Annotated in this window: 10 protein-coding genes; 7 read left to right on the top strand and 3 right to left on the bottom strand. The window is 67.4% G+C overall.

Annotation, left to right across the window (positions count from 1 at the left end; translation table 11 throughout):
- Positions 1-123: 123 nt before the first annotated feature.
- From Q7C30_RS14575 to Q7C30_RS14545, 7 genes are all read left to right on the top strand, one after another.
- Positions 124-1,416 carry an aminotransferase class V-fold PLP-dependent enzyme gene (locus tag Q7C30_RS14575; protein ID WP_317871900.1) on the top strand — a complete coding sequence of 431 codons (1,293 nt, stop codon included), beginning with the start codon at positions 124-126 and terminating at the stop codon, positions 1,414-1,416.
- Between the two features lie 109 nt (positions 1,417-1,525).
- Complete coding sequence (locus tag Q7C30_RS14570) at positions 1,526-2,353, top strand: formylglycine-generating enzyme family protein (protein ID WP_317871969.1); 828 nt, start codon at positions 1,526-1,528, stop codon at positions 2,351-2,353.
- 89 nt (positions 2,354-2,442) lie between these two features.
- Positions 2,443-2,760 (top strand): DUF2388 domain-containing protein, encoded by a 318-nt coding sequence (locus Q7C30_RS14565; RefSeq protein ID WP_295483933.1) that lies wholly within the window; start codon positions 2,443-2,445, stop codon positions 2,758-2,760.
- A gap of 211 nt (positions 2,761-2,971) precedes the next feature.
- Positions 2,972-4,213 (top strand): multidrug efflux RND transporter periplasmic adaptor subunit MexE, encoded by a 1,242-nt coding sequence (mexE, locus tag Q7C30_RS14560; RefSeq protein WP_317871899.1) that lies wholly within the window; start codon positions 2,972-2,974, stop codon positions 4,211-4,213.
- A 12-nt stretch (positions 4,214-4,225) separates the two neighbouring features.
- A complete protein-coding gene (locus Q7C30_RS14555) occupies positions 4,226-7,405 on the top strand; it encodes an efflux RND transporter permease subunit (RefSeq protein ID WP_317871898.1) in 3,180 nt (1,059 codons plus the stop codon).
- Positions 7,402-8,817 (top strand): TolC family protein, encoded by a 1,416-nt coding sequence (locus Q7C30_RS14550; RefSeq protein WP_295483939.1) that lies wholly within the window; start codon positions 7,402-7,404, stop codon positions 8,815-8,817. The genes Q7C30_RS14555 and Q7C30_RS14550 overlap by 4 nt, the downstream gene beginning before the upstream one ends.
- Before the next feature lie 230 nt (positions 8,818-9,047).
- Positions 9,048-9,713: a LuxR C-terminal-related transcriptional regulator gene (locus Q7C30_RS14545; RefSeq protein ID WP_317871897.1), complete on the top strand. Its 666-nt coding sequence runs from the start codon at positions 9,048-9,050 to the stop codon at positions 9,711-9,713.
- 14 nt (positions 9,714-9,727) lie between these two features.
- Here the strand turns inward: Q7C30_RS14545 and Q7C30_RS14540 are convergent, their stop codons facing one another.
- From Q7C30_RS14540 to Q7C30_RS14530, 3 genes are all read right to left on the bottom strand, one after another.
- The gene (locus Q7C30_RS14540) at positions 9,728-11,728 is read right to left on the bottom strand and encodes a MacB family efflux pump subunit (RefSeq protein ID WP_317871968.1); all 2,001 of its coding nucleotides are present in this window, start codon (positions 11,726-11,728) and stop codon (positions 9,728-9,730) included.
- 8 nt (positions 11,729-11,736) lie between these two features.
- Entirely contained in the window at positions 11,737-12,894 is a 1,158-nt protein-coding gene (gene macA / locus Q7C30_RS14535; RefSeq protein WP_317871896.1) for a macrolide transporter subunit MacA, read from the bottom strand.
- A gap of 71 nt (positions 12,895-12,965) precedes the next feature.
- The coding region (locus Q7C30_RS14530) for a non-ribosomal peptide synthetase (RefSeq protein WP_317871895.1) at positions 12,966-18,777 on the bottom strand (5,812 nt) is incomplete at its 5' end.

Here is an 18,777-nt window from a genome sequence, read left to right as displayed (position 1 = left end):
GGCTCGTCCATCCCTCACAACAGGTACCTCACCTGCCCTGACGATGGCGAGCCGCGAGAAGGCCATGACACGACCCCTTTGCATCCCCCACCCGCGCACGGCGCCTTCGGGCCACGCCCTGCCATGAACGACCGCCGAACCTTTCTCAAGCAAGCCGGCCTGTTGGCCGCAGCCCTACCCCTCGGCAGCGCCCTGCAGCACAGCGCCCAGGCCGCCACCGCGCCGCCGCACATCCAACCCCAGACCCAGGACAAGTGGCAGCGCCTGCGCCAGTTGTTCGACCAGGACCCCGACTACCTGCACTTCTCCAACTTCCTGATCACCTCCCACCCGCGTCCGGTGACCGAGGCCATCGCCCGCTACCGCGCCCACCTGGACCGCAATCCAGGGCTGGCCATGGACTGGGATCGCGAAGAGGTATGGCAGCACGAAGCGCGGGTACGCCAAGCCGCCGGTCGCTACCTCAATGCCCGTCCCGGCCAGATCGCCCTGACCGGCAGCACCACCGAAGGCCTGACCCTGATCTTCGGCGGCCTGCAGGTGCGCCCGGACCAGGAAATCCTCATCACCCCCCATGAGCACTACGCTACCAAACACGTGCTGGCCTACCGCAGCCAGCGCGAAGGCACCCAGGTGCGGCGCATTGCGCTGTTCGATCAGCCCGCCAACGTGTCCGCCGATGAAATCCTCGGCAACATCGCTGCCGGCATTCGCGACAACACCCGCGTGCTGGGCATGACCTGGGTGCAGTCCGGCAGTGGCGTCAAGCTCCCGATCGGCGAGATCGGCCAACTGGTCGCCGAGCGTAACCGCAATCGCGACGACAAGGACCGCATTCTCTACGTGGTCGACGGTGTGCATGGCTTCGGCGTGGAAGACCTCGACTTTCCCTCCATGCATTGCGACTACTTCATCGCCGGCACCCACAAATGGCTGTTCGGCCCACGCGGCACCGGCATCATCTGCGCCGCCTCGCAAACGCTCGAGCACCTGACGCCGATCATCCCCACCTTCTCCCAGGACAGCGACTTCGCCACCAGCATGACCCCGGGTGGCTACCACGCCTTCGAGCATCGCTGGGCCGTGGACGAAGCGTTCAACCTGCACCTGCAACTGGGCAAGGCGGACGTGCAAACGCGCATTCACCAGCTCAACAGCGACCTCAAGCAGCGCCTGCTGGCCTTGCCCGGCATCGAACTGGTCACGCCGCAGCGCCCGGCCCTGTCGTCGGGTTTCAGCTTCTTCCGGGTCAAGGGCCAGGACAGCGACCAGGTAGCGGCCTACCTGATGGCCAACCGGGTGGTCGCCGATGCCGTGGACCGTGACGTCGGCCCGGTGGTGCGGACCGCGCCGGGACTGCTCAACGACGAGCGCGAACTGGACCGCTTCATGGCCATCCTCGAAAAACGCCTGTAGGCCCGCCTGTGGCGTGCCCCGTTTCCCCCTTCAGACAGCGAGACCCGCGATGACTCCACAGCCTCCCCGCCCCCTGTCCGCCCTGCCATTGGCCCTGGGCCTGGTACTGATGACCGGCCTGTCCGCCAGCGCCCTGGCCGCCAGCCCCGCTCAGCCAGGCAAGGTGTTCAAGGACTGCAAGGATTGCCCGGAAATGGTGGTGTTGCCAGCAGGCACCTTCACCATGGGCACCCCCGATGACGAACTCGGGCACCAGCCCGACGAATGCCCGCTGCACGAGGTGACGTTCAAGAAAGCCTTCGCCGTCAGCCGCTTCCAGGTCCAGAACGGCGAATGGAAGGCCTACCTGCGCAGCAGCGGTTACCAGGTGCCCAACGGCGACACCCGCCCCGGTCGCGAATGCATTGCCGGCAAGCCGCGCTACCCCCAGGGCGACAAGCAGCCAGCGGTGTGCCTGAACTTCCATGAGGCCGAAGCCTACGCCGCGTGGTTGTCGAAGAAGACCGGCCACGTCTACAAGGTGCAGAGCGAAGCCCAGCGCGAGTATGCCGTTCGCGGCGGCAGCAGCGGCCCGTTCCCCTTCCCCTTCGATGAAGGCGAGGAGTACAGCATCGCCAAGCACGCCAACACCTACGGTCCCAAGGACGGTTTCTCCTACACCTCGCCTGCCGGTAGCTACCCACCCAATCCCTACGGCGTGTACGACGGTCACGGCAACGTCTACGAGTGGACCCGCGACTGCTACGTCGACAGCTACGCCACGGCGCCCACCGACGGCAGCCCGCAGACCAAAAGCAGCGAATGCGCCGACCGTCGGGTGATTCGCGGCAACGACTACACCGAGGCGCCGATCTTCTCGCGCTCCGGCAACCGCAACGAACGCAGTTCGACCCTGCGCGGCGATTGGCTGGGTTTCCGTGTGGTGCGCGAGCGCTGAGCTCACCTGCAAAAAAATCGAACTGTGCCGGGAACGCGCCGCTCATACGTGCATGCAGTACATCCCGTGAAGCTTCTGGAGGATTGATCATGCGTTACGCGCTGCTTGTCCCGGCACTGGTGCTGTGCATTCCCGCAGGTTCGGCGCTGGCCCGCGTCGATGGCCGCGACGTCGCGACCTCGGCGGGTGTCTCGGCGTCGCTGTATTCCACCTTCAAGGACGACAAACGGATCATCCCTGCCCGCGACGAACTGTCATCGTTCGTGGCCAGCGGTGGTGCGATCCGTGGGGTCTATGTCGACGCCGCGCTGCAGCGGGCGCGGCAAAGTCATCCCGGCCTGCAGGTCAGCGACGAAGAGCTGGCCCAGGCGCTGCTGTCGCAGGATGACCTGCTGGCAGAACAGTAACCCGCCTATCCAGGAGCGGGCTCGCCCGCTCCTGCACAGCAGCGTCAGACCGCAGATGCACTCGACCTGCCGCCCCATTCGCCACTCTGCTATCGATCCATTCAGCCAATCTATCAATCAGCTTGATAGTGACCTTCGAGTCATTCGATTCGTTACCGCCGCCTGACGCTCGCAGAATCCGCCCACTATTCCTACATTGGCGGAGTTCTCCATGGAACCTTCATTCAAGGCCCTGCGCCTTCCCCTCGCTGCCCTGGCAGTGGCGGTGATCAGCGCCTGCGGCAAGACCCCTGACGCCACGCAAGCACCCGCCGCGCCCACCGTCAGCGTGGCCAAGGTGATCGAGCAGCCGATCAACGAATGGGACGAATTCACCGGCCGCCTGGAAGCGCCGGAAACCGTCGAGGTGCGCCCGCGCGTCTCCGGACGGATCGACCGCGTCGCCTTCACCGAAGGCGCCCAGGTCAACAAGGGCGACCTGCTGTTCCAGATCGACCCGCGCCCCTTCCAGGCCGAAGTCCGCCGCCTCGAAGCACAACTGCAACAAGCCAAGGCCAGTGCCACCCGCAGCGCCAACGAAGCCCGTCGCGGCGAGCGCCTGCGCGACAGCAACGCCATCTCCGCCGAACTGGCCGAGTCGCGCAGCAGCGCCGCCGCCGAAGCGCGTGCCGGGGTCGAAGCCATTCAGGCGCAGTTGGACCTGGCCCGCCTGAACCTGAGTTTCACCCGCGTCACCTCGCCAATCAGTGGCCGCGTCAGCCGCGCCGAGTTCACCGCCGGCAACATCGTCACCGCTGACGTCACGCCGCTGACCAGCGTGGTCTCCACCGACAAGGTCTACGCCTATTTCGACGCCGACGAACGCGTCTACCTCAAGTACACCCAGCTCGCTCGCCAGGGCCAGCGCGGCCAGAGCACCCCGGTGTACCTGGGCCTGACCAACGAAGCCGGCAACCCGCACCTGGGCCAGATGAACTTCGTCGACAACCAGGTCAACCCACGCACCGGCACCATCCGTGGGCGCGCCGTGTTCGACAACCGCGACGGCCAGTTCACCCCCGGCCTGTACGCCCGCTTGAAGCTGGTCGGCAGCGCCCAGTACGACGCCATGCTGATCAACGACGAAGCCGTCGGCACCGACCTGGGCAAGAAATTCGTGCTGGTCATGGACCAAGACAACAAGGCCACCTACCGCGCGGTGGAACTGGGGCCCAAGCTCGAAGGCCTGCGCATCGTGCGCAGCGGCCTGAACAAGGACGAGCGCATCGTCGTCAAGGGCCTGCAGCGCGTGCGTCCCGGCTCGCCGGTCACGCCCCAGGAAACGCCGATGGCCAGCGACGACACCCTGGCCACCCTCGCCCGTCAGCGTGAGGCGCTGCAAGCCAGTAACCGCGCACCGGCCGTGGCCGGCTCGACCGTGAAAGTCGCCAGTGCCCCGGCACCGCGCGGTTAAGGGACTACACCCATGAACTTCTCGAAATTCTTCATCACCCGGCCGATCTTCGCCGCCGTGCTGTCGCTGGTCCTGCTGATCGCCGGTGCGATCTCGCTGTTCCAACTGCCGATCAGCGAATACCCCGAAGTGGTGCCACCCACGGTGGTGGTGCGCGCCAACTTCCCCGGCGCCAACCCCAAGGTCATCGGCGAAACCGTCGCCGCGCCGCTTGAACAGGCGATCACCGGGGTCGAGAACATGCTGTACATGTCCTCGCAATCCACCGCCGACGGCAAGCTCACGCTGACCATCACCTTCGCCCTGGGCACCGACCTGGACAACGCCCAGGTGCAGGTACAGAACCGCGTGACCCGCACCCAGCCCAAGCTGCCGGAGGAAGTCACACGCATCGGCATCACCGTCGACAAGGCCTCGCCCGACCTGACCATGGTCGTGCACCTGACCTCGCCGGACCAGCGCTACGACATGCTCTACCTGTCCAACTACGCCATCCTCAACATCAAGGACGAGTTGGCGCGCCTGGGCGGCGTGGGCGACGTGCAACTGTTCGGCATGGGCGATTACTCGCTGCGCGTGTGGCTCGACCCGAACAAGACCGCCTCGCGCAACCTCACCGCCAGCGACGTGGTCGCGGCGATCCGCGAGCAGAACCGCCAGGTCGCCGCCGGCCAGCTCGGCGCGCCGCCCGCGCCCGGCTCCACCAGCTTCCAACTGTCGATCAACACCCAGGGCCGCCTGGTCAGCGAGGAAGAGTTCGAGAACATCATCATCCGTGCCGGTGCCGACGGCGAGATCACCCGCCTGAAAGACATCGCTCGGGTCGAGCTGGGCTCCAGCCAATACGCCCTGCGCTCGCTGCTGAACAACCAGCCGGCGGTGGCCATCCCGATCTTCCAACGCCCTGGCTCCAACGCCATCGAGATCTCCGACGAAGTGCGGGCCAAGATGGCCGAGCTGAAGAAGGACTTCCCCGAGGGCATGGACTACAGCATCGTCTACGACCCCACTGTGTTCGTCCGTGGCTCCATCGAAGCGGTGGTGCACACCCTGTTCGAAGCCCTGGTGCTGGTGGTGCTGGTGGTGATCCTGTTCCTGCAGACCTGGCGCGCCTCGATCATCCCGCTGATGGCGGTGCCGGTATCGCTGATCGGCACCTTTGCAGTGATGCACCTGTTCGGCTTTTCGCTCAACGCCCTGTCGCTGTTCGGCCTGGTGCTGGCCATCGGCATCGTGGTGGACGACGCCATCGTCGTGGTTGAAAACGTCGAGCGCAACATCGCCCTGGGCCTCAAGCCCCTGGAGGCCACGCAGAAAGCCATGAGCGAGGTCACCGGGCCGATCATCGCCACCGCCCTGGTGCTGTGCGCGGTATTCGTACCGGCCGCATTCATCTCCGGCCTCACCGGTCAGTTCTACAAGCAGTTCGCCCTGACCATTGCTATCTCCACGGTGATCTCGGCGTTCAACTCGCTGACCCTGTCGCCGGCCCTGGCGGCCGTGCTGCTCAAAGAGCACCACGCACCGAAGGACCGTTTCTCGCGGGTGCTCGACCGGCTGCTGGGCAGTTGGCTGTTCGCCCCCTTCAACCGCTTCTTCGACCGCGCCAGTCATCACTACGTGGGCGGCGTGCGCCGGGTCATCCGCTCCAGCGGCATTGCCCTGTTCGTCTACGCCGGCCTGATCGGCCTGACCTACCTGGGCTTCTCCTCGACGCCGACCGGCTTCGTCCCGGCGCAGGACAAGCAGTACCTGGTGGCCTTCGCGCAACTGCCCGACGCTGCCAGCCTCGACCGCACCGAGGCGGTGATCAAGCGCATGAGCGAGATTGCCCTCAAGCAACCCGGCGTGGCCGACTCGGTGGCCTTCCCGGGCCTGTCGATCAACGGTTTCACCAACAGCCCCAACAGCGGCATCGTGTTCACCCCGCTCAAGCCGTTCGACGAGCGTCGCGACCCCAGCCAGTCGGCCGGTGCCATCGCTGCGGCGCTGAACGCGCAGTTCGCCGACATCCAGGACGCCTACATCGCGATCTTCCCACCGCCGCCGGTTCAGGGCCTGGGCACCATCGGCGGCTTCCGCCTGCAGATCGAGGACCGCGGCAACCTGGGCTACGAGGCGCTGTACAAGGAAACCCAGAACATCATCGCCAAAAGCCGCGAGGTGCCTGAACTGGCCGGGCTGTTCACCAGCTACCAGGTCAACGTGCCGCAGGTCGATGCCGCCATCGACCGGGAAAAGGCCAAGACCCACGGGGTGGCGATCAACGACATCTTCGACACCCTGCAGGTCTACCTGGGATCGTTGTACACCAACGACTTCAACCGCTTCGGTCGCACCTATCAGGTCAACGTCCAGGCCGAACAACAGTTCCGCCTCGACGCCGAGCAGATCGGCCAGTTGAAGGTGCGCAACAACCTGGGCGAGATGATTCCGCTGGCCACCTTCCTCAAGGTCAGCGACACCTCCGGGCCTGATCGGGTCATGCACTACAACGGCTTCATCACCGCCGAGATCAACGGCGCGGCAGCCCCCGGCTACAGCTCGGGTCAGGCCGAAGCGGCGATCGAGAAGCTGCTCAAGCAGGAATTGCCCAATGGCATGACCTACGAATGGACTGACCTGACCTACCAGCAGATCCTGGCCGGCAACACCGCGTTGTTCGTCTTCCCGCTGTGCGTGCTGCTGGCGTTCCTGGTACTGGCGGCGCAGTACGAAAGCTGGAGCCTGCCGCTGGCGGTGATCCTGATCGTGCCGATGACCCTGCTGTCGGCCATCACTGGGGTGATCATCTCCGGCGGTGACAACAACATCTTCACCCAGATCGGCTTGATCGTGCTGGTGGGCCTGGCGTGCAAGAACGCCATCCTCATCGTCGAGTTCGCCAAGGACAAACAGGCCGAGGGCCTCGACCCACTGGCCGCGGTCCTGGAAGCCTGCCGCCTGCGTCTGCGGCCGATCCTGATGACCTCCATCGCCTTCATCATGGGCGTGGTGCCGCTGGTGTTCTCCTCCGGTGCCGGCGCCGAAATGCGCCATGCCATGGGCGTGGCGGTGTTCTCGGGGATGATCGGGGTGACCGTGTTCGGCCTGTTCCTGACGCCGGTGTTCTTCAACCTGATCCGCCGCCGGGTCGCCCGCCGTCAGGCTGGCACCGCCGAGCCTGCGCACACCCTGGAGAATCCTGCATGAGCCTGCTCAAACCCCTGACCCCGAGCCTGCTGGCGCTGGCCCTGGCGGCCTGTGCGGTGGGCCCGGACTACCACGCGCCGGACACCGCCCCGGCGCGGCTGGACAGCGCCGCAGCGGCGCAGACCCTGGACCGCAGCCGCTTCGAAAGCCGTTGGTGGAAACAGTTCGACGACCCGACCCTGGACCAGTTGGTGCAGGCGTCGCTGCAGGGTAACCGCGACCTGCGCGTGGCCTTCGCCCGACTCAAGGCCGCGCGGGCGATCCGCGAGGACGCCGACAACGACGACCTGCCGGTGGTCACCAGCCGCGCCAGCAGCGAGATCGGCAAGGGCCAGGTGCCGGGTCAGACTGATCGCCGGGTCAACCAAGAGCGCTACGACCTGGGCCTGGACATGGCCTGGGAGCTCGACCTGTTCGGCCGCATCCAGCGGCGCATCGAGGCCAGCGCGGCCCGCGAAGACGCAGCCCTTGCCGATCTGCAGCAGTTGCAGGTCAGCCTGATCGCCGAGCTGGTCGACGCCTATGGTCAACTGCGTGGCGCCCAGTTGCGCGAAACCATCGCCCTGGCCAACCTGCAGACCCAGCAGGATTCGCGGCGCATCACCGTGACCCTGCGCGACACCGGCGTGGGCAACGAGCTGGACGTGGTCCGCGCCGACGCGCGGCTGGCGGCGGTCGAGGCCAGCGTGCCGCAACTGCAAGCCGAACAGGTGCGCGCCCGCAACCGCATCGCCACCCTGCTGGGTCAGCGCCCGGACGCCCTGAGCGTGGACCTCTCGCCCAGGCAACTGCCGGCCATCGCCAAGGCCCTGCCGGTGGGTGATCCGGGCGAGCTGCTGCGCCGCCGTCCGGACATTCGCCGCGCCGAGCGCCAGCTCGCCGCCGCCACCGCCGATGTGGGCGTGGCCACCGCCGACCTGTTCCCCCGGGTCAGCCTCAGCGGCTTCCTGGGTTTCACCGCCGGACGCGGTTCGCAGATCGGCGCTTCGGCAGCCAACGCCTGGGCATTGGGCCCGAGCATCACTTGGGCGGCTTTCGACCTGGGCAGCGTGCGTGCGCGACTGCGCGGCGCCAAGGCCGACGCCGAGGGTGCCCTGGCCAGCTATGAGCAGCAGGTGTTGCTGGCCCTGGAAGAATCGTCGAACGCCTTCAGCGACTACGGCAAGCGCCAGCAGCGCCTGCTGTCGCTGATGCGCCAGAGCGACGCCAGCCGCAAGGCGGCGGAGCTGGCCTCGATCCGCTACCGCGAAGGCACCGCCGATTACCTGGTGCTGCTCGATGCCGAACGGGAAAAACTGGCGGCCGAAGACGCCCAGGCCCAGGGCGAAGTGGAGCTGTACCGCGGCATCGTCTCGATTTACAAGGCCCTGGGGGGCGGCTGGCAGCCGGAGACCGTCGCCAGCGTGAAGTAACGACCCCGGCAGCGCCTGCAACGACTCCTTTGGTGGATCTCCACCAGCCCTTAGCCCCGCTGGCCTCGGTCAGCGGGGCTCTTTTTATCCAGCCACTCCAGCACGGCCATTTGTTAAGGCTCCCACTGAATCGTTGTACTAGGATAGCGACCTACGCCAATCGGAATGATAGCTATGTGCTATTATCCGACAGCAACACCAGGACGATTCACCCACCCATGGATGCCACGATGAATTCGCACCTGTTCTTCCCGCAAGTCGGCAAAGTCATTGCCAGCACCGGCAGCCGCCAGTTTCCGCGCCTGCTGCATGACCTGATCCAAACCCACCTGAGCGTCGACGCCACGCACATCCGCCAGGTACGCCCGGCCTCCAGCGCCAACGGCCACAGCACCACCCTGCTCAGCGAAACCGTGTTCAGCGGCGCCGAACAGGACGGGCTGGAACTGGTCGCCCCCGCGCGTCTGCACCTGGTGCGGCGTACCCCCGACTATCACTACGAACTGCACGTGCTGCGCGCCGACGACGCGGCGTTCTCGGCCTGCGAGCGCGACCGCCTGCTGGACATCTCGCCGTTGCTGCTGCCCATGCTGCACAAGCACCTGGAAGCGTTGCAGCCCAACCTTGCCGAGCGCAACAGCGCCGACAACCTGCAACGGCGCTTCCAGGAACGCCTCGACCAGGCCGGCCTGACCCTGTCCAACCGCGAATTGCAGGTGTGCCTGGGCCTGCTGGCAGGACGCACCGCGCCACAGCAGGCCGAGCACCTGCAGCTCAAGGTCAACACCGTGGAAAGCTACCTGCGCCGCGCCGCGATCAAGCTGGGCATCGGCGGGCGTCACTCGCTGATGAAGTGGATGTACGCGGCCGACCCCCAAGGCCCGGCCGCGAACTGACGCCCATGCTCGACTCAATCCCGCGCCAGCGCCTCGATGGGGTCCAGGCGCGCCGCGTTGCGTGCCGGTACGAAGCCGAACAGCACGCCGATCAAGGTGGAGCAGGCGAATGCCGTGGCGATCGATGCCGGTGAGAAGACCATCTGCCACTGCTGGACGAACAGCGTGAACAGGTAGCCGATCCCATACGACAGGCCGATGCCCACCAGCCCGCCAAAAAGACACACCATCACCGCCTCCACCAAAAATTGCTGGCGGATATCCGACTGCCGCGCCCCCACCGCCATGCGGATGCCGATCTCACGGGTGCGCTCGGTGACCGACACCAGCATGATGTTCATCACCCCGATGCCACCGACCACCAGCGAAATCACCGCGATCAGCGACAACAGCAAGGTCAGCGAGCGGCTGGTCTTCTGCACCGTTTGCATGATGCTGTCCAGGTTGTTGGTGAAGAAATCCTTGCTGCCATGGCGCTGCAGCATCAGCGCGTTGACCTCCTGATCCACCCGCTGGCTGGGAATGCCGTCCTTGATCCGCACGCTGATGCTGTCCAGGTGACGCTGGCCGAGCACCCGCCCGGCGGCGGTCTCGTAGGGCACCCAGACGTTCAGCGCATTGCCGGCGGCGAACAGGTTCTTGGTGTCCTTGGTCACGCCGATCACCGTGCACGGCAGGTTGCCGATCAGAATCACTTGACCGAGCGGATCGACGCCTGCGCCGAACAGCCGCTGGCGCGTGTTGTGGTCGATCACCACGACCTGGGCCTGGCGCCGGGCATCGCTCTCGCTGAAGGCGATGCCGGCGGCCAGCTCGATGTTGCGCACCTGGAAATAGCGCTCGCTGACACCGTTGAGCTGCACGTCCAGGTCGATGTTGCGGTAGCGCACCAGCAGGCTGCGGCCGATCACCGGGGTGGCGCTGTCGACGTAGTACAGCTGGTTCAGCGCCTGCACGTCGCCGAGCACCAAGGTCTCGATGCTTTTGGCTCGACTGTCCCCGAAGTTGCTCCCCGAATAGATGTCGATGGTGTTGCTGCCGATCGCCTGGATGTCCTTGAGCACGTAGCCCTTGGCGCCTTCGCCGATGGCCGAGATCGACACCACCGACGTGATGCCGATGACGATGCCAAGCATGGTCAGCAAGGTGCGCATGCGGTGCGAGACCAAGGCGATCCAGGCCATGTTGAAGGCCTCGCGGAACAGGCCCAGGTTGGCCACCAGACGCCGCGTCGGACGGCCCTGGCGCTGGGGCTCGGCCGCCACCGCAGCGGGCGCCGCCTGCGCCGGGTTGCGCCGGTCGCTGACGATCTGCCCATCGCTCACTTCGATGATCCGCTGGGCGTGGGCCGCGACCTTCGGATCGTGGGTCACCAGGATCACCGTGTGCCCGGCACCGTGCAGTTCCAGCAGGATCGCCATCACTTCCTTGCCGCTGGCGGTGTCCAGCGCCCCGGTCGGCTCGTCGGCAAGGATCACTTCGCCACCGTTCATCAAGGCGCGACAGATACTCACCCGCTGCTGCTGGCCGCCCGACAGTTGGCTGGGGCGATGACTCAAGTGCCCGCCCAGGCCCAAGCGCCGCAGCAGCTCTTCGGCGCGCTGGTGACGCTGCGCCGAAGGCGTGCCGGCGTAGACCGCGGGAATCTCGACGTTGCGCAGCGCGTCCAGGTGCGGCAGCAGGTGGTAACGCTGGAAAATGAAGCCGAAATGGTCCCGGCGCAACGCGGCCAGGGCCTCGTCATCCATGTCGCGGGTTTCCTGACCATCGACCTGGTAGGAACCGGCGCTGGCGTGGTCGAGGCACCCCAGGATGTTCATCAGCGTCGACTTGCCCGAACCGGAGGCGCCGATGATCGCCACCAGCTCGCCGGCGTGAATGTCCAGGTCGATGTGGCGCAGGGCGAGAAACTCGCGGTCTCCCGCCATGAAACGGCGGCTCACGCCCTCCAGGCGCAGCAACGGCTGCGCGGCGATCTGCACGGGTGTGCGCTGCGCACCGGGCGCGACGTTCATGTTCATGCTCACGCCCCCGCCGCATCGCCGATCGGCTCGCCGATCACCACCCGGTCGCCTTCGGCCAGGCCTTGCTTGATCTCGACCCTGACGTTGTTGTTGATCCCGGCCTGGACCTGGCGCACCTGGGCGAAACCTTTGTCATCGAGCACACGCACGGCGAAGCGACCCTCACCCTCGCCCGGCCCGAGCGCCGCCACCGGCACGGTGAGCACCGCTTCGGCGGTGGCCAGCACGATGCGCACCTGGGCGGTCATGGCGATGCGCAAGCGATGGTCGGGGTTGGGCACCTCGAACAGCGCGTTGTAGAACACCGCGGTGTTCTGCTTGGGCGCGGCGCCGCCGCTGCGGTCGCTGCTTTCCAGGTAGTTCTGCGGCGCCGGTTCCGTGCCGCGCAAGGTGGCGTAGTAGCGGCGGTCCTCGCCGAGGATGGTGAAGTACACCGGCTGCCCCGGCGTGATGTGGATCACGTCGGCTTCCGAGACCTGCGCCTTGACCGTCATGGTGTCCAGGTCGGCGAGCTTGAGGATCACCGGCGCCAGTTGCTGGGCGATCACGGTCTGCCCTTGCTGGGTGACGATGCCCACCACATCGCCGTCGATCGGCGCGCTGATGCGGGTGTAGTCCAGGTTGACCTTGGCCGTGTCGATCTGCACCTGGGCGCTCTTGATCTGCGCGTCCAGCGAGTTGAGGGTGGCCTGCTGCACCTGATACTCGGACTCGGCGTTCTCGAAGTCCTGGCGCGAGATCGACTCGTCGTCCTGCAGCGCCTGGTAGCGCTCGTACACGCGCCGCGTCTGGTTGACCCGGGCCAAGGTCGAGCGCCGCTCGGCCTGCAGCTTTTCCTCGTCGACCTGAGCCTGGCGCAGGGTGTTGCGCAGCACCAGCGGGTCGATCTCGGCCAGCCACTGGCCCTTGCTCACCTTGTCGCCCAGCTTGACCTTCAACGAGCGCAACTGCCCGGATACCTGGGCGCCGACATCCACCTGGCGGATGCCTTCGAGCACCCCCGTGGCCAATACCGCATTCTCGATGTCGCCGCGTTCGACCGTGGCGGTGATGTAGCGCGGCGCCTTGGCCGGCGCCTGCACCGCGTACAGGGCGATGCCGGCCACCAGGGCCAGAGCGCAGGCCAGGCCGACCTTGCGAAATCCATTCTTGTCCATAAGCACTCGTTTTCCATTGCCAATGCAGGCGTGGGGCTGGGCAGCGCGGGGGCTGCCCGGCCCCGACGCGATCAAGGAGTCACCCGTACCAAGCGCTGACCGTCATGCCACCAGGCCGCCAGGCTGAATACCTCGGGCGTCTTGAGGATGCTGTAGTGGTTGCCCGGGCCGTGCCATAGCGTCAATTGCGGCAGTACACGCTGCCAGCCGGCCTGCATGGCGGCCTGCTCGCGCTGGTTGCCGGCGGCATCCAGGGTCGCGTCGGCCACCAGCACCAGGCTCACCGGGCCGCTGTAGACACCCGGCGCCAGGTACGGGGTGCGCAGCGCGCTGGCGAACGTGCGGGCGATGCCCTGCAGGGCCTGCAGCGAAGACCGCGCGGGCATCAAGCCGACCCGCACCATGGCCTGGTGCAAGGTCGACAGTTGCTGCGCGTCGTCCAGTGCGGCGAAGGCATCGCGGTCGAGCTGCAAGTCGCGCCCGCTGGACAGTTGCAGCGACTCGATCAGCCGTTGCAGCGCCGCCGTGGCGGTGTAGGGCCGACCACAGACGCTGTCGCTGCCAGGCGCTTCGCTGTCGATCAGGGTCAGCGAGCGCACCTCGCGCCCCTGTGCCTGCAAACGCACCGCCACGGCATGCGCCACCCAGCCGCCGAACGAATGCCCGACCAGGTTCAGCGGCCCGTACGGATGCAGCGCCTCGATGGCCCGCACATGACAGGCTGCCGCCGCCTCGATGCTGCTGTGCGGCGGAGCGGCAGCGTCCAGCCCGCGCGATTGCAGACCGTACACCGGCCACTCGCTGCCCAGCGCTTCGGCCAGGCCGATGAAGCGGGTGACGCTGTCGCCCGCACCCGGCAGGCAGAACACCGGGGCGTATCCGCTCTGCCCGCTCTGGATCGCCACCAGCGGCTGGACATCGGCCCATGGCGCACACTCGCCGCCACGGGCGGCCTGCAAGGCTTCGCCCAGCGCGCAGCCGAGCGCCTGCACGTGCGGCGCCTGCATCATGCTCAGGTGATCGCCCGGCACTTCGATACAGCGCAACTGGCCCGCCGGCACCGTACGGTCCCAGCCCAAGTGCGCCACGTCGCCATGGTGACGGCGGCTGTCGCAGGCCTGGAACAGATGGATGGCGATCCCCAAGGCTTCGGGACGGTAATGCGCCATGGCGTGGGCATGGGCCAGTTCGCGTTCGAAGAACCACTGCAATTGCTCATCGTCGGCCGTGGCCAGCTCGGGATAGAGCAAGCCTTGCTCGCGGCAGGCCGTCAGCAACACGGCGAACGACGCCTGCCCGTCATCCAGCGCCTGTACCTGGGCCAACTGCGCGGCGCCCTCGGCGCCCTGACCCTGCCAGTAGCCGGCGCAATGCAGCAGCAACTGCCGTTGCAGCACCCGTGCCCCCTGCCAGCGCGCCTTGCCTTGGTCCACCCAGCGCGGCTGCCAGGTGTCGATCAGGCCCAGAAACTCGACGGGCTGGTCGGCCCCGAGCAGTTGCGCGGCGATCTCATAGGCCAGCAGGCCGCCGAAGGACCAGCCAGCCAGGCGGTACGGCCCCTGCGGCTGTACCTGGCGAATGCGCTCGATCTGCGCGCGGGCCAAGGCTTCCAGCGTGTCAGGCTGCGCCTGCCCCAAGGCAAGGCCCGGCACGCCGTAGATCGGGAAGTCGCCGTCCAGGGCGCGGCCCAGCACCGGGAAGTAGAAGTCCATGCCGCTGAATTCGTGAATCAGGAACAGCGCAGGCTCGCGGCCCTCGGCACGCACGCAGACCAAGGCCTCGACGTTTGCGTCTTCGCCGCTGTCCAGGTGCTGCGCCAGGGCGGCCACGCTGGGGTGCTGGAACAGCTCGGCCAGCGACACCGTCAGCCCCTGCTCGCGCAGCAGGCCGATCAAGCGGATCGCCAACAGCGAGTGGCCGCCCAGGTCGAAGAAGCTGTCATGCCGCCCCACCCGCTCGACCTCCAGCACCGGCGCCCACAGCGCGGCCAACTGCCGCTCCAGCGCCGTGGCCGGTGCCTGGTACAGGCTCTCCAGCAGGTCCTGGGGCGAAGGCTGCGGCAAGGCCTTGCGGTCGATCTTGCCGTTGTTGGTCAAAGGCAGTGCATCGAGCCGCAGCCAGGCCGAGGGCAGCATGTAGGCGGGCAAACGCGCCTGCAGCCAACTGCGCACGGTGCCGACCTCCAGGCTCGGGTCCTGGACCGTGAACCAGGCGACCAGACGCGCCGATTGGCCCGGGGCAAGCCCCTGCGCCATGACCACCACCTCGTTGATGCCGGGGCACTGGGCCAGGTGGTGTTCGATCTCGCCCAGTTCGATGCGCAAGCCACGGATCTTCACCTGATCGTCGTTGCGCCCCAGGCATTCGAGTTGGCCGTCGTCGCGCCAACGGCCCAGATCGCCGGTGCGGTACAGCCGCGCGCCAGGCCGCGCGCTGAAGGGATCGTCAAGGAAGCGTTCGGCGGTGAGCTCGGGGCGGTTCAGGTAGCCCAGCGCCACGCCGTCGCCGCCGATGTACAACTCGCCCACCGCGCCCAGTGGTACGGGGCGCCGATGGGCGTCCAACACATGCACCTGGGTACCACCAATGGGCGTGCCGATGGGCACCTGCTCGGCCTCTGCCGGCAGCTCGCGGATCTGTCCGGCGGTGGCGTAGGTGGTGGTCTCGGTGGGGCCGTAGCAATGCACCAGACGCAACGCCGGGGCCTGGGCCAAGAGGCTGCGGAAGGCCTCGGGGTCGGCGCGCTCGCCACCACACATCAGCACCCGCAGCCCAGCCAGCACCTCCGGGATCATCTGCACGTACTGGTTGAACAGCGCGGTGGTGACGAACATCACCGTCGCTCCATCCTCGTCCAGCGCACGCCCCAGGCGCACGGGGTCGAGCAGCGTGTCCGGGTCGATCACCAGCACCTGGCCGCCGTTGAGCAAGGCGCCCCAGACCTCCACGGTGCTGGCATCGAAGGCCGGGTTGGCGGCGAAGGCAATACGGTCCTGGGCGCTGAAATCGGCGTAGCCGTCGTCGAGCACCAGGCGGACGATGCCGCGATGGGCCACGCGCACGCCCTTCGGCGCCCCGGTGGAACCGGAGGTGTACATCACATAGGCCACGCTGTCGCCGCCCTGGGCCAGACCGGGGTTGTGCTCCGGCTGGCCGGAAAGGTCCAGCCGGTCGAGGTCGATGCGCCGGGCACGGTAGCCCAGGCGCGCGTCGCTGGCACAGATCAGCGCCACGGCCTGGCAGTCCTGCACCATGTAGCCCTGGCGCTCGGCGGGCGCCTGGATGTCCAGCGGCACATAGGCTGCCCCGCATTTGGCCACGGCCAACTGCGCTTGCAGCAGTTCCAGCGAACGCGGCAACAGCAGCGCGACGTGGTCACCCGGCGCCACGCCCTGTTCGATCAGGTAATGGGCCAGGCGATTGGCCTGGGCGTTGAGTTCGGCATAGGTCAGGCTGCGGTCCTGCTCGCGCGCCGCCACGGCCAGCGGATGGCGCGCCACCTGCTGCTCGAACAGGCGGTGCACTGCCAGGTCACGGGGGTAGCGGCGTTCGCTGGCATTGAAGCGTTCGCGCAGGCGTTGCGCTTCGTCGGCAGGCACCACCGAAAGCTGTTCCAGCCCCGCCTGGCGCTCGCCTTCCAGCGCCTGCAACAGCGCCTCGAGCCCCTGCTGCAGATAGCCGCAGAGGCGCCGCGCATCGATACCGGGCTCGGTCTGCGCCGTCAGGCTGAAGCCTTCGCCAAAGTCGTCGATGCTCACCGCCAACGGATAGTTGCTGCGCTCCTGCGCCTGCACCACCTCGATGCCGTCCCAGGCCGCGCGTTCGTCGTCGTGTGCGCCGGCCGGGGTGCCATGCCGGTAATTGAGCAACGCGCTGAACAGCGGCGCGCCGTTGGGCAGCGCACTGCAGCGCTGGGCCAGGGCCAGCGGCGCCTGCTCATGGGCGAGCAGCCCGGTCAAACGGGCATGGGCCTGCTGCAACGCGGCCTGGGCCGATTGCCCGGCCAAGTTCAGGCGCAGCGGCAAGGTGTTGATGTACACGCCAAGGCCCCGCTCGGCCCCCTCGCCACCGCGCAGCCGGCCCAGCAGCACGGTGCCGAACACCACGCTGTCGCGCCCGCTCAATTGCCCGAGCACCTGGGCCCAGGCCAGGTGCATCAGGCTGGCAGCGCTGACGCCCTGCTGGCGCGCCAGCTCACGCACCCGGCGACTCAACGCAGCGTCCAGTCGCTGATGGTGCTCGGTCACGGCGTCCAAGTGCGGGCGGGCGTGGCCGCCATAGGCCAGCGTCGGTTCGTCGATGTCCGCCAACTGTTCACGGAAGAACGCCTCGGCGCGTGCCGGATCGTGGCTGTGCTGCAACTGGGCGATGTAGTTGCGATAGGGCACGGCCGCCGGCAGTTGCTGAGCCTGGTCGAGCAGACAGGCTTGCAGTTCGCTGCGCAGCAGTGCCAGGGCCACATGGTCCATGACCAGGTGATGGAACAGCAGGCTCGCGTCGATCCGCCCGCTGTCCGGGTCGGTGCGGTGCACCAGGCGCAGCAGCGGCGCCCGGCCCAGGTCGAACTGGCGGACATCGGCGATATCCCCCGCCTGCACCACCTGCAGCGGCGCGTGGCGCCAGACCACCTGCACCGGCTCGGCCAGGCCCTGCCAGTGGAATGCACTGCGCAGGCTGTCGTGCCGCGCGATCACGTGATCCAAAGCCTGGTGCAGACGTTGCAGACGACTGCGGTCGGCCAGGCGGAATTCGGCCTGCAACACATAGGCCGCTTCTCCCTCGTGGGCCAAGTGATGGAAGAGCATGCCGGTCTGCAGCGGTCCCAGCGGGTAGATGTCCTGGACATTGGCGCAGCCGCCCTCGACCTGGGCGACGATCCGCTCGATCGCCTCCTGCTCCAGGGTGACCAAAGGCAGCAGTTCCGGGGTGATACGGGTGCAGTCGGCGGCGATGCGGTTGGCCGGTACCTGCACCTGCTCCAGCGGCTGCAGCGTGGCGGCCAGCGCCGCCAGGTCCGGCGCGCTGAACAGGGCCTGGATATCCAGCGCCAGGCCGCGCGCGCGCAGGCGGGCGACCAGCGTTACCGCCAGCAGCGAATGGCCCCCCAGCGTAAAGAAATTGTCGTGCCGCCCCACACGTTCCAGCCCCAGCAACTGACCGCACAGCTCAGCGACCAGGGTTTCTTCAGCCCCTTGCGGGGCGTGATAGGCCTGTTGCTGCAAGGCTTCGACCTTGGGCTGCGGCAGCGCCTTGCGGTCGAGCTTGCCGTTGGGGCTCAACGGCAGGCGCGTCAGGTGCAGGAACTGCGCCGGCACCATGAACTCCGGGAGTTGCCCCAACAGCGCGGCGCGCAGCGCCTGGGTGTCCTGCTCGACGCCGGTGTAGTAGGCCACCAGACGCTTGCCCGAAGGCGGCACGTCCAGCGCCAGCACGGCCGCCTCCTGGACGCCCTCGACACGGGTCAGGCAAGCCTGGATCTCGCCCAGCTCGATGCGCAACCCGCGAATCTTCACCTGGTCGTCGTTGCGGCCCAGGTACTCCAGGGTGCCGTCGGCCAGATGCCGGGCCAGGTCACCGGTGCGGTACAGGCGCGCGCCGGGTCGGGTGCCGAACGGGTCGTCGATGAAGCGTTCAGCGCTCAGGTCGTCGCGGTTCAGGTAGCCACGGGCGACCTGCACGCCACCGATGTACAGCTCGCCGGCCACGCCTTGCGGAACCGGCTGGCCTTGCGCATCGAGCACGTACAGCGTGGTGTTGGCGATGGGCTTGCCGATGGGCGTGTTGTCCGGCGTCTGCGCCAGCGGCTCGGCGCAGTGCCAGGCGCTGACGTCCACCGCCGCCTCGGTCGGGCCGTACAGGTTGTGCAGCTCGACACTCGGCAGT

The sequence above is a fragment of the Pseudomonas sp. RAC1 genome, assembly GCF_030658255.1.
Classification (GTDB): Bacteria; Pseudomonadota; Gammaproteobacteria; order Pseudomonadales; family Pseudomonadaceae; genus Aquipseudomonas; species Aquipseudomonas boreofloridensis.
This window is presented reverse-complemented; position numbering and strand designations above follow the sequence as displayed.